The sequence below is a fragment of the Solibacillus sp. FSL K6-1781 genome, assembly GCF_038630735.1.
Lineage (GTDB): Bacteria > Bacillota > Bacilli > Bacillales_A > Planococcaceae > Solibacillus > Solibacillus silvestris.
Genome location: NZ_CP152038.1, coordinates 172,875 through 185,823 on the forward strand (window position 1 = coordinate 172,875; position 12,949 = coordinate 185,823).

10 protein-coding genes are annotated in these 12,949 nt (G+C 39.5%); 8 read left to right on the forward strand and 2 right to left on the reverse strand.

Annotated features, from left to right (window positions below; genetic code table 11):
* Positions 1–129: 129 nt before the first annotated feature.
* Positions 130–1,065 (reverse strand): Gfo/Idh/MocA family oxidoreductase, encoded by a 936-nt coding sequence (locus MHH37_RS00870; RefSeq protein ID WP_342574605.1) that lies wholly within the window; start codon positions 1,063–1,065, stop codon positions 130–132.
* A 291-nt stretch (positions 1,066–1,356) separates the two neighbouring features.
* On the opposite strand from MHH37_RS00870, the gene MHH37_RS00875 reads away from it, so the two are divergent.
* The 5 genes from MHH37_RS00875 to MHH37_RS00895 all read left to right on the forward strand — a co-directional run bounded on the left by MHH37_RS00875 (position 1,357) and on the right by MHH37_RS00895 (position 8,689).
* Entirely contained in the window at positions 1,357–2,688 is a 1,332-nt protein-coding gene (locus MHH37_RS00875; protein WP_065216244.1) for an FAD-dependent oxidoreductase, read from the forward strand.
* A gap of 594 nt (positions 2,689–3,282) precedes the next feature.
* On the forward strand, positions 3,283–3,525 hold the full coding sequence (locus MHH37_RS00880; protein WP_008407481.1) for a small acid-soluble spore protein Tlp: 243 nt from the start codon (positions 3,283–3,285) through the stop codon (positions 3,523–3,525).
* A gap of 415 nt (positions 3,526–3,940) precedes the next feature.
* Complete coding sequence (locus tag MHH37_RS00885; protein WP_342574606.1) at positions 3,941–6,538, forward strand: cation-translocating P-type ATPase; 2,598 nt, start codon at positions 3,941–3,943, stop codon at positions 6,536–6,538.
* Between the two features lie 41 nt (positions 6,539–6,579).
* The gene (locus tag MHH37_RS00890; protein ID WP_340734515.1) at positions 6,580–7,698 is read left to right on the forward strand and encodes a nucleotide kinase; all 1,119 of its coding nucleotides are present in this window, start codon (positions 6,580–6,582) and stop codon (positions 7,696–7,698) included.
* 208 nt (positions 7,699–7,906) lie between these two features.
* Complete coding sequence (locus tag MHH37_RS00895) at positions 7,907–8,689, forward strand: SDR family oxidoreductase (protein WP_008407489.1); 783 nt, start codon at positions 7,907–7,909, stop codon at positions 8,687–8,689.
* A gap of 59 nt (positions 8,690–8,748) precedes the next feature.
* Here MHH37_RS00895 and MHH37_RS00900 read toward each other — a convergent pair whose 3' ends face one another.
* Positions 8,749–9,102, reverse strand: a complete 354-nt coding sequence (locus MHH37_RS00900) for a YbgA family protein (protein WP_342574609.1) — start codon at positions 9,100–9,102, stop codon at positions 8,749–8,751.
* Positions 9,103–9,352: 250 nt separating this feature from the next.
* Between MHH37_RS00900 and MHH37_RS00905 the strand changes: the two genes are divergently transcribed.
* From MHH37_RS00905 to MHH37_RS00915, 3 genes are all read left to right on the forward strand, one after another.
* Complete coding sequence (locus MHH37_RS00905; protein WP_342576192.1) at positions 9,353–10,648, forward strand: acetamidase/formamidase family protein; 1,296 nt, start codon at positions 9,353–9,355, stop codon at positions 10,646–10,648.
* Between the two features lie 111 nt (positions 10,649–10,759).
* The gene (locus MHH37_RS00910; protein WP_340797584.1) at positions 10,760–11,278 is read left to right on the forward strand and encodes a hypothetical protein; all 519 of its coding nucleotides are present in this window, start codon (positions 10,760–10,762) and stop codon (positions 11,276–11,278) included.
* 188 nt (positions 11,279–11,466) lie between these two features.
* On the forward strand, positions 11,467–12,909 hold the full coding sequence (locus MHH37_RS00915) for a Fe-S-cluster redox enzyme (protein WP_342574610.1): 1,443 nt from the start codon (positions 11,467–11,469) through the stop codon (positions 12,907–12,909).
* Positions 12,910–12,949 lie beyond the last annotated feature (40 nt).

The following is a 12,949-nucleotide window of genomic DNA, read 5'->3' on the forward strand; positions in this document are numbered from 1 at the left end:
TAATAAAAAGAATATTAAAATTATTTTAGTATACAAGAGGGGTATTTACAATTTAAATATTTCAGAATCCGAAATAAAAACTGTTTGGAAAGTTAATCCGCTTTCCAAACAGCTCCATAATACCAATTGTTATTTCAGCAATTCATCAATCCAGCGCTGCACTTTTAGGCCTTCCTGAAATGGTACGAAAAATGCTTCCTCTCCTAAAAGGACTTTTCGGCATGCATCGAGCATTGTTTCAGGAGTTTCGTCAGATGTTATTTTCACTTCCGGTTCATATGCTTTGCTGATATAAACTTCGGACCAGTTGCGCAATGTTACGACTTTTTCTGTACCGAAAATTTTAAAGTCGATGCGCTCTTCCTGTCCAATACCTGCAAGACCGTTCATGACCATTGGAATACCACTTGCTGTTTTTGCTAAAGCAGATACCCCAGTTTCACAAAGTGCTTCATTTTCAGGGTAAGTAGTTTCATGCGCCAAAATATCAACATCACCGAATAAATGATGCGTTAATTGCAAATAATGCGGGAAAATCTCCCGAATAAAGCCACCTTGCTCACGTGAAGCAATCCAAGGATTTTGCTGCCATTTACGAGGCCATTCAGGAAAATACGTATGTAGTTCAATACGTGTAATATTGCCCATACCTGTTGCCAGCTCTTGTTTTAGCTGGTAGACTGCTGCACCGTACATTAAAGGAAAGTGCATCGCTGTTTGAACATTTGCTTCATTTGCAATGCGTACCATTGTTTCTCCGTCTTCTGCATCATGGGCAAGCGGTTTTTCCGATAAAATATGTAATCCATGCTTTGCAATTTCTGCGGCAAGTGTTGCATGACTGACAGGCGGTGTGCCGATGTACACCCAGTCCGGTTTTAAATTTAATAACGCTTGTAAATCATTAGTAGTGGGTACATTATATTTAGACGCCAATTGCGCTGTACGTGCTTCATTTGTATCGAAAATTGCCGCAATTTCATAATGTTCGTTTTGCAGTGCCTGGTTAATAATGCGTTCACCGACAACACCAGTGCCGATAATGCCAATCGTTGTTTTAGTCATTCAATATTCTCCTTTTTTACCAATTATGCCTTGGCGTAATTGCGTCTGGATTCGGCCTTGCGCACCGGCGCAAAGATGTGCTTATCGAATCCATGACATCCGCCGGAGGCTTTATTTCTTTCGTCCGGTGTATGCAGACGAAAGAAATATGGGATTTTTCTGATAGTTAGTGTAACATATTTTGGGAATACATAGGATTACGAAACAATAGTAATGGTATGCTATTAATAGAAATAATTTTCGGTGGCATTTTATAAAGAAGAGAAAAGTGTATTGAGGAGTGGATCAGCTATGAAAGTTGTAATTATAGGCGGCGACGCGGCGGGGATGAGTGCGGCTATGGAAATCGTGCGTAACAATAAATCCGCCCATGTTGTCGTATTGGAAAAAGGAGAGGTCTATTCGTATGGACAATGCGGATTGCCTTACGTAATTAACGGAAAAGTCCCTCATGCAGAAGAATTGATTGCAAGGGATGTTGAAGAGTTTCGTTCGAAATACGGAATTGATGCCCGCATTTTCCATGAAGTGACTGCAGTTGATACGAAACTGCAAAAAGTGTGTGGGACTGATGTAAACAGCAATGAGCCATTCGAATTTATATACGATAAACTGCTCATCGCCACAGGGGCATCACCGACAATGCCGAAAATCGAAAATGCCCATTTAAAAGGGATTCATACAGTAAAAACAATTCCGCAAATGAATGAACTGATGGAACAGTTACCGAATGTGAAGCACGTAACGGTCATCGGTGGAGGATATATTGGTCTGGAAGTTGTCGAAACAGTACGGGAGCGAGGTCTCGATGTACGTCTCATTCAACGTGGAAGCAACTTAATGTCGATTTTAGATACGCAGCTGACTGAACTTATATATGAAGAAGCAATCAAAAACGGTGTGGAAGTTTTATTAAATGAAGATACGATTGGCTACGTAGGAACCGAATTTGTGGAGGCTGTTCGGACAAATAGTGGTGTGCATACTACAGACCTCGTTATCGTCGCAACAGGAGTGCGTCCAAATACACAGTTTGCACAAGGTTTTGCCAAGCTGGAAAATGGTGCACTTATCGTCAATGAGCAAATGGAGACTTCGATTCCCAATGTGTATGCGGCTGGGGACTGTGCCTCTCATTTTAATCGCGTAAACCAAAAGGATGATTATTTACCGCTTGGGACGACGGCAAATAAACAGGGGCGAATTGCCGGGTTGAACATAGCCGGATTTAATCAGAAGTTCCGCGGTATTGTCGGAACATCCATCTTGAAGTTTTTCGACCTGCACATCGGCATGACAGGATTAAATAATGAAGCTGCAGATCGTTTAAATGCACTTGTTGAAGCGTATGTGATGGAAGTAAATGATATTGCGAGCTATTATCCGAATGTCCAGCCGATGAAGCTACGAATGCTCGTTGAACAACATAGCCGCAAACTTGTGGGTCTTCAAATTGTCGGGAAGCACGGCGTCGATAAACGCATCGATGTATTTGCGACAGCACTATACAATGAAATGACCTTCGAGGAACTACTGAATTTGGACTTAGCGTATGCACCGCCATTTAGCGGCGTGTGGGATGCCATTATGCAGGCACCGAAACGCTATGGTAAAAAAGAATAAAATATCAAAAGCTCCAGCTACTATTGGGAAATAGCTGGAGCTTTTTTGTGTTTAACTTCTTTTAGTAGCATCTTCCCACCTCTATGAAAGGTTGCAAGATGGCTGGAGGAAGTGTCTATATTGTTTCAAGTGTGTGTTATAAACACTCGCTAAATGAAGTTAAAACCTCGGGTGGATATCCAACGTTTGGATACAATTACGCTGTGACGTAATCGGCAAAGAGGTGTTAGTCAAATTTGTTCAAATTAATTATGTATAGTTATGCGTTCGCTCATGCTAGCAGCTGTGATTTTCTGCAAAGGTGGAATCATGATGAAGGCTAACTACTTGTTTTGAACTTATCCATACTATAGCGCATAATTATTAGCAAAATGTCATTTTAATAAAGATGTAAATAAGATGTAAAGTAGCAAATTATATGAAAAAACCTATTGTATCAAGGCTTTGAAGGTGTTTTTTGCATTTTTTATTATTATTTTATTGTATTTGTATAACAAAAATATGACATCTGTGACGAAATAAAGAAAAATTATGTTGGAATAAATAAAGTGAAGGAAAACAAACTAAATTTATCATCGAAAAGGAGGAATAGTGATGAAAAACAACAGACATGAAGTGTTTAACAAAGGGTCGGAAAATGCAATAAGTTTAGGGAAAATGATTAACAATACAAAAGAAAATATACACGAAGCTGAAATTAGTAAAGAGTTTGCACTTCCTGATGAATTGGAAAATATTGAAGAGAAAAATGCGCGTCGCAGAACAGCCATTGCCGAACTAGAAGAACAAATCAAAGAAAGAAAAGCAGCCAAAGCTAGAAGAGAATCATTTAAATAGCATATTTAGTTTATTAATAAAAAGCTCCCTTTAAGAGGGTGGGACATAACCCAAAAATGGCATTTTTTTGCTGAGGTAAAAATTGATTTCCATTCCGGGACGCTTTCCGCGGGCGTGGCCTGAGCCTGTAGTCTCAGGCGTCACGCTATTCCCGCAGGAGTCGCCCTCCATTCCAATCAATTTTATAAAATATCCGTTTCTTAATAAGGTTTTTCTCCTTAGTTTATGAAATTTCTACTTCTGTCCCAGCCTCTTTTTTATGTATAAAACAAAATTTTTTAAGAGATTTTTGTTGTGAAGTTTTCATTTTCATACTGAAACTCTCATACAGTGTTTTGGGAGAGTTATTCTATTTTAAATGGGATTGCTCAAAATAGTTATTTGCACCATTCAAATGACTTAAAGGAGGTTTCAAATGAAAGTAACAGAATATTACCAAGCATCTGTACAAGAGGTAATGAAAAAGTTAGATGTGACGCAATATGGGTTAAATGATTACGAAGTTCGTGGCCGACAGAAAAAGTATGGATATAACGAATTAAAAGAAGGAAAACAGAAAAATATTTTTCAAGTTTTCTTGGAGCAGTTTCAGGATTTTTTAGTACTCATTTTAATTGTTGCGGCAATTGTTTCGATATTCCTTGGAGATATGGACAGTTCCATTGTCATTTTAGTCGTCATAATATTAAATGCCATTCTGGGAACCGTTCAGCATGCACGAGCTGAAAAATCATTGAACAGTTTAAAAGAAATGTCGGCACCCGTTTCAAAAGTAAAACGCAATGGAGAGATTTTGGAAATCCCATCTAGAAATGTAATTGTAGGGGACTTGCTCATTTTGGAAGCGGGCGACTCTATTAGTGCGGATGGACGAGTAGTTGAAAGTTACAGTTTGCAAATAAATGAAAGTTCGTTAACAGGCGAATCTTTGGCAGTCGATAAAGTAGCCAATACTATTCATGAAACAGAGCTTGCACTGGGAGACAGAAAAAACATGGTGTACTCCGGCAGCTTTGTAACAAATGGACGTGGAGCGGTGGCTGTTACTTCAATTGGAATGAATACAGAAATCGGAAAAATTGCTAAGCTGATCGATAATGCGAAAGAGAAAAAAACTCCTTTGCAAGTTAATCTTGATAAATTCGGGAAACGTCTTGCGATTGGAATTATCTTTATTTGTATTATTATCTTCGCACTGGATATTATTCGCGGGCGCGAGATGATTGATTCCTTTATGTTTGCAGTTTCATTGGCAGTTGCGGCAATCCCTGAAGCGTTAAGTTCGATTGTGACGATTGTTTTGGCAGTAGGGACTCAAAATATGGCAAAAGAAAATGCGATTATCCGCAAATTGCCGGCAGTAGAAAGTTTGGGAAGTGTTTCGATTATTTGTACAGACAAAACAGGGACGCTGACACAAAACAAGATGACTGTTCAGGAAATTTATACGGGGGAGCAGTTTTTCTCATCTAGCGAGCTGGAGCCGGCCAATCCGAGTCATAAAAAACTGCTCGATTTCGCAATTCTTTGCAATGATTCTATGATGCTAAGGGATAAAACAATAGGAGATCCAACAGAACTTGCGCTTGTAAAGTTAGGACATGAATTTGAAATGAGTGAGCAACTGATACGCGGGCTTCATCCGCGTGTAGGAGAGATTCCTTTCGATTCTACTCGAAAATTGATGAGTACTGTTCACCGTATGGGGAACCGTAATATCATGATTACTAAAGGGGCAGTGGACGAGCTTCTTCCCCGTATTAGTCGCGTCGATTCAAGCAGCGGTACAATTATTACAAACGAGCAGCTAGAAAAGATTAATCAGGCGAATACCGCATTTTCGAATGCCGGGTTACGCGTAATTGCCATTACGTATAAAGATGTCTTTTCTTCTCATATAAGTGAAAAGGACGAGCAAGGCTTAACATTTGTCGGTTTAATCGCGATGATGGATCCTCCGCGCGATGAATCGGCACAGGCAGTTGCAGATTGTATTGAAGCGGGAATTAAACCTGTCATGATTACAGGGGACCATAAAATTACAGCAATTGCGATCGCGAAACAGCTCGGTATATTAAAAAGTCCTGATGAAGCAATTGAAGGAAAGGAAATTGAAAAGCTCTCGGATCGGGAATTGAAAAATAAGGTGGAAAGCTTCTCTGTCTATGCTCGTGTATCTCCAGAGCACAAAATCCGTATTGTAAAGGCTTGGCAAGAAAAGGGACATGTTGTCGCAATGACGGGGGATGGGGTAAATGACGCCCCGGCTTTAAAACAGGCTGAAATTGGTGTGGCAATGGGGAAAACCGGAACAGAAGTGGCTAAAGATGCGTCAGCAATGATTTTAACCGACGATAACTTTTTAACAATCGTCAAATCGATCTCCAACGGACGAAGTATTTATGCCAATATTAAAAACGCAATTAAATTCCTTTTATCCGGGAATGCAGGGGCCATTTTCGTTGTTTTATATGCGACGCTTTTTGCTTTGCCGGCTCCGTTTCTGCCGATTCATCTGCTGTTTATCAACTTATTAACGGATAGTCTTCCAGCAATTGCGATTGGTTTGGAACCGCATAATAAGAAATTGATGAAGGAAAAACCGCGTCACATAAATGAGTCACTCCTAAATAAAAAATTCGTATCTCAAGTAGGTTTTGAAGGCCTGATAATTGCAGCAGTCACAATTATCGCCTTCCAAGTTGGCTTATCGACAGGCGATACAGCAGTCGCAACAACGATGGCGTTTGCAACATTATGTTTATCAAGGTTACTGCATGGATTTAATTGCCGATCGGAAGAATCCATTTTTAAAATAGGGATTTTCTCAAATTTGGCAGTTTGGATCGCCTTTTTACTCGGGTTTACAATACTGAACTTTGTACTGATCAACGGGTTATTTGAGGTTGCTAATTTGACGAGTAATCAATATTTAATGATTTACGGATTATCTTTGGTGCCGTTAGTTATTATCCAAGTCCGTAAACTGTTTTTCGGGTCTACTAAGGCATAAACAGAAAATAGAATGTATAAAAATGCAAATGGCAACTTTTCTTGCCGGTTAACATAAAAATAAGGTTAACAAGGTTATGGAAGGATGACATTATTAGCACGACAAAACATTTCTTCGGCCAGGCAATGACAGGGCAGGGTATTAAAAATATTTATAAAGAGTTAATGGATGAAGCAAAAGCTGTGTATTTATTAAAGGGAGCACACGGTTTCAAAGTTTCTGAGTTACTGCAGAAAATTAGCTCTCATTACTGTGAAAAAGGTGCCCACATTGAGCTTTTCCATGATCCTTTATTTGAAAATACGGTCGAGGCTGTTTATATTCAAGCCCCTCATCAGATTTTAATTGTTCAAGCGACAAACCCGTCAATAGAACCGGTACTGCCGGGGATACGGGATCATGTCATTTCCCTGAATGACTGTTTGGATGAACAATACATTTCATTGTATGGAAATTTGTCTTCAGTAAACGAATCGAAACAAGCCTATTATGACCAATGCTTTGCCAAGCTTGCAGATGCTATTCACATTCATGATGACTGGGAAGTGGAAACGAGAAAGCAAATGGAATGGAGCGGGTTGGATCAGCAGTTTGCGGAGTTGACGAACGATCTGTTTGGCGAAACGAATCGGCAGAAATCCGGCCAGCTTACTCATCGCTTACTCGGAACATTAACCCCAACAGGAGCGCAAGACACAGTACAAAGCATTACGCAAAACCTTGAAAAGAGATTGTTTATTAAAGGGTATCCCGGAACAGGGAAATCTTCGATGATGAAGAAATTAGCCAATGAAGCGATAAGCAGAGGCTTTGATGTACAACTCGTTTGGTGCGGACTGGATTCCAATTCGATTGATATGGTCATTATCCCTGAATTGAAATTCTGTATTTTTGACAGTACGGAGCCGCACGTGTATTTTCCTGATGGAAATCGTCCTGGTGATGAAATTTTCGATATTGCTCAGCATTGTCATCCGACAGAAGTAGAAGAAAAGAATATTGAAGCAATCGTAGAAAAGTACAAAGCAACGATGGCAGGTGCAAAACATTTTGCAGCAAAATACGCAGAACAAGAAAGGAAAGTACGTGAAGCAGTAGATGCTGCTATCAACTTAGATGAATTCAATAAACGAACAGCCGGGCTTTTTGAGCTTTTCTGATTTAAATAACATTTTTAGTAGGCATGGATCCGAATCTATATCGGGTCCATGCCTCACTTTTGTGATGATATATCCTATATTATAAATACTTTTTCCAAATAACATAAAAGTTTACAGAATATTAAATTTTTTAGGGGCTATAAATTTTACTCAAACAGAAAATACTGTATGCTGATGGTGAGCTTTTCATAACAAAGGAGGACAACTCATGAATCGTTTTGAAGGAAAAGTTATAATTGTTACCGGTGCAGGTTCGGGATTAGGACAAGCTGCGACATTGCAAATTGCAAAGGAAGGCGCAAAGCTTGTACTCGTTGATTTAAACCAGGCTGGACTGGATGAAACAAAGAAAAAAGTGCAAGAAGTGGCACCAAATGCTGAAACATTGTTAGTGACAGCAAACGTAGCTACAGAGAGCGAAGTCGAAAATTTTGTCAATCAAACGGTTGAGAAGTTCGGCAAAATTGATGGTTTCTTTAACAATGCAGGAATTGAAGGAAAGCAAAATTTAACTGGTGATTACGGAATTGAAGAATTTCATAAAGTCATATCCGTCAATTTAAACGGTGTCTTCTATGGTATGAAATATGTGCTTAAAGTAATGAAGGAGCAAGGATACGGCTCGATTGTCAATACAGCTTCGGTTGGCGGGATCCGTGGTGTGGGTAACCAGTCAGGCTATGCGGCAAGTAAGCATGGCGTTGTCGGTTTAACGCGCAACTCGGCGATTGAATACGGCCAATACGGGATTTCGATTAAAGCAATTGCCCCTGGTGCAATCATGACCCCAATGGTAGAAGGATCACTGCGCCAAATGGGTGGCGATAACTGGGAGGAAGTCGGTAAGGAGTTTGTAAAGCCGAATCCGATGAGACGTTTCGGTAAGCCGGAAGAAGTCGGTTATTTAGTGGCATTCCTCTTATCAAACGAAGCTGACTTCATCAACGCAGCGGTTATTCCGATTGACGGTGGGCAGTCTTATAAATATTAATTATTAATCCCCTTAAAAAAATCTTTAAGGGGATTTTTTATCCTCATTAATATCCTCTTTTAACGCTCCAAAACGCGGCTTTCCAGTAAATATGTTACTCCATATTTCTCTGCCAATTGTCTTAAAAAGGTTAATAGTTCGCTGAAGCTTGTTGTTTGTATCAATTGTTCGTACTGTCTTTTCTCTTCTTCGGTTGCAACTTTTTTAAAATAGCCCCACATATGTTGGCAAGCATTGCGCATGCTTCCTTCTGTTGGCGTTAAGTTTAATGCCTGTTCGATCAGCGCTGAAATTTCATCATAAGCGGCCTTGTTTTTCATCGACTGTCGAATCTTAATATAGTAATTTTGGCTGTGAAACATCACATTATACTTTTCCTCACGCCAAAGGATTTCCGTCTTCTTCTGATCCATAAAATTTTCTCCTCCCGTTCCACTTTTGCATAATGTACTAGTTGTTCACATTATATAAGATAGAGAAAAGTTTTGCTTTTATATAAAGGCAAACCAAACTTATAGTGTAAAAAATTGTATAATGTAGATAGCTTCAAAATTTACTGAATTTACTTAAAATTAAAGGGGAAGAGGGATTCCGATGGTAAATGAACTAACATCAGTGAGTGGAGAAATAACAGGAGAATCGGTATACCGGGAAAAACAAGTCATTCAGGCTGCTGAAACAATATTCGTCAATGAATTTACAGATGGTGTATTAAATCCGAATGCACCGATGTTAGGACCATTAAAAGATGGGGGGACGATTATTGCCAATACAGCTCCTGGCTGCTGGGGCCCAATGATCACACCGACGATTCGCGGAGGACATGAAGTAACGAAGCCGGTATATGTGGAAGGTGCGGAAGTCGGAGATGCAATTGTTATTCAGATTAAGTCGATTCAAGTGACATCGATTGCGACTTCTTCAGGAACAGACGAAGCTCAGAATGAACGATTTATCGGAGATCCTTTTGTGAAAGTGAAATGCCCGGGTTGCGGGAAGCTCCATCCGCCGACAATTGTCCAGGGTATCGGTCAGGAATCGGTAAAATGTATGACATGCGGGACGGATACAACACCATTTAAAATTTCAAACGGCTATACGATGACATTTAATTCAAAAGGGAATGTCGGATTAACGGTCGGAAAAGAGGCTGCACGCCGGATTGCTCAAGACAGCAAAAACTATATGCGAACTCCGGAAAATTCCGTTCAAAATCCAATTACTTCATTCGCGCCGAGTGATTTGATCGGAGTGCTTGCAAGAATGCGTCCGTTTGTTGGACAGCTTGGAACAACGCCATCAAAAGCAATGCCAGATTCTCATAATGCCGGTGATTTCGGAACATTTTTAATCGGAGCACCACATGAATTTACGATGACCGAAGACGAGCTGAATATTCACCGTACAGATGGACATATGGATATTAATCGTGTACGTGAAGGGGCTGTTGTCATTTGCCCTGTAAAAGTTCCTGGGGGCGGTGTATACGTAGGAGATATGCATGCAATGCAGGGTGATGGAGAAATTGCCGGACATACGACAGATGTCTCGGGTATCGTACAGCTTCAGGTGAGTGTATTGAAAAAAGTAAATTTGGACGGTCCAATTCTGCTGCCGAATGTAGAGGATTTGCCTTATACTGCAAAACCTTTTACGAAAGAAGAAAAACGCATTGCACGTGAGTTGGCTGAAGAATTCGGTGTGAAGCAAGTTGAGGAAAGTTTCCCGTTGTCGATAGTAGGAACAGGAGCTAACTTAAACGTGGCTACAGAAAATGCACTCGAACGAGCAGCAAAATTATTTGAGCTGACAGTGGAAGAAGTGAGAAACCGTGCAACCATTACCGGTGGAATTGAAATAGGAAGGCACCCGGGTGTTGTGACGGCTACGGTTCAAATGCCGAAAACACTTCTGAAAAAAGCGAGACTGTTTAAAACCATTAAACGCCAGTATGACTGAATTTCGTTGATCAGTCGTAAAAAGCAGTAAAATCATAGTTAATTAGATAAGTTTTTGTTCTTTATTTTTCGGGAATTAGGAAATTACTAGAAAAGTAGAGGGGATGAAGCGATGCAGCCATTGATCAAGAAGATAGAAGCTCTTGTCATCTCGATTAGCGTTCAGTCCGGTATTGGTATTATTGAAGCAATAAGTGAAAAAGACGGCAATAAGAAAGTCATATTCCAAATTACATCAAAAACGCCTTTAATGACAAAGGACGGATACCAAATTGGGGCATCTGCCATTCCAGTTAAGGCGAAAATTATTGCCTTTATTGATTCCAGAAATCCGTTGCCAATGGTTTCCCCGCCACATACGACACCATTGCTCATTATTTTTGATCAGTTTGATAAAGAGGGCGAGGTATGTGTCGGTGCATTTGACCGGGTGCTTTACTGTGATCAGCTGAAGCTTAAACTCCATGTTAATGAAAAAACGGAAATTGTGGATTTGGTGGGAAAGCGCGTTGATCAGAAAGATTTGGAAGGAAAGATGCTGTTCATTTTTTATGACCGTGCAACGAAAAGTAAACCAGTGCAAGCCAATCCATCAAAAATTATCGTGACCTCTATTATGCATAATGAATAGTGAAGAGGCATATCGTTTTCTATTTATCAGTTTGTATGTTCTAAGCAATATTTCATACGAATTGGAACAAATGAAACGATATGCTTTTTTTGTGCAAGAAAAGTAAAAAAATTAAAACGTTACATACACAATTATTTTTTGGTATATTTTTGTATAGAAATAAGGTGGAATATATGGAGGGATCTTTGTTGTTGCTTTCATTTGATGAGCAGCTCTTTCAACGGACGGACGGACAAACAGGAAAAAAGCTAGAGCAAGCTTTGGAGGAAGATTTTCTATTTGTAAAACAAACTGCAATTTGGGGTGCAACTGTACAAAGTAATGAATTTTTGTTGGAGCAGGAGCGTGCAGAAAAGTTTTGCTTTCAGTTAATCAAAAAATATTGGGGTAAACTAGAATTATATAGTAATGATTCAGTTCACGAGACGAATACAGTGAATGAAAAAATGAAGGAGTATTTTGCCGAGCAGCAAAACAGAAAAGCGTTATTTTCATTTTTACATACACAAGGGGAAGTGGCATTTGACCAGCTGATTGAATTTATTTATACAAAACCTGTTCCTGTATCTCGTCAACAAACAGGACTTGAGAAAATGTATGTGTACAAAGTAAACAATCAATTTTTTGTGCAACCAATTTACTCTGTAAATGAAAAGTACTGGAAAATAATTGGGGCGAAGAAGATTTATTCAATGTTTTTACAAGTACCCTTAAGGAACATTACAAGACCCGTTGAATTAATGAGACATTTTAAAACATTGCTTGCGGGACAATTCACGGCAAATCGGATTGCAACTATTATTCATAAGCTCGTACAAAAGATTGATTATGAAAATCCGAAATCTGATGAAGTAAAGCAGTTGCATCTATTAAATGTCCGAACGCATTTTACAAGTGGACGACGCCATATGCTGAAGCTTCGAAAATGCATTCACGCATTACTGGAAAATTGGTCGACCGGAAAGTTTGCATTAAATATGAAAGAACAAACACTGCTTGGCTATATGTTATTTCAGGAGGCGGTTTATAAAAGAGATTATCGGAGTATTTTACTGCAGGGTATGTATCTAATTGAAGAAGAGCGGATTAATAATCATGCGATTGAACTTGTCGTTGAATATGCTGACGTGTTGAGCAGCATGAACCCGCAGCCTGATACACTTGTGAAAGATTACCGGGAAAACTACTTGGAGCATGTCTTTTATGAACTGATTAATAGTGTTGTAAAAGAGGAGCAGTTTGGGCTTGGGATGGAGCTGTTGAAAAATAATGAGCTCGCGTCATGTACAGCGGTATTTCAGCTGCTGCATGCCGATGAAACGGAAACGATGCTGCATATTATTGAAGCCACTGTTCAACGCGATATTACTCTATTCGTTGATGGTTCGCCACAAAATATCAGGGAATCGATCATTATTTGGCAACAGCAATATTTAAAAAAAGGCAGCGCTTATTATCATGTTGCTGAAATGACATCACAGCATATTTGCAATTTGTTGAAAATACTGTTTTGGGCAGAAGAAGATCTTTTAGTGGAGAAACTATTAGCGGTCTATAAGAAATATTTGATTATACCGCATCATTTCCAAGATTTGCGCCTATTTATTGAGCGCCGTGTAGCTCTATGTTAAAAAAGAAAAGGTGAGGCAATGCCGATGCATGCCTCACCTT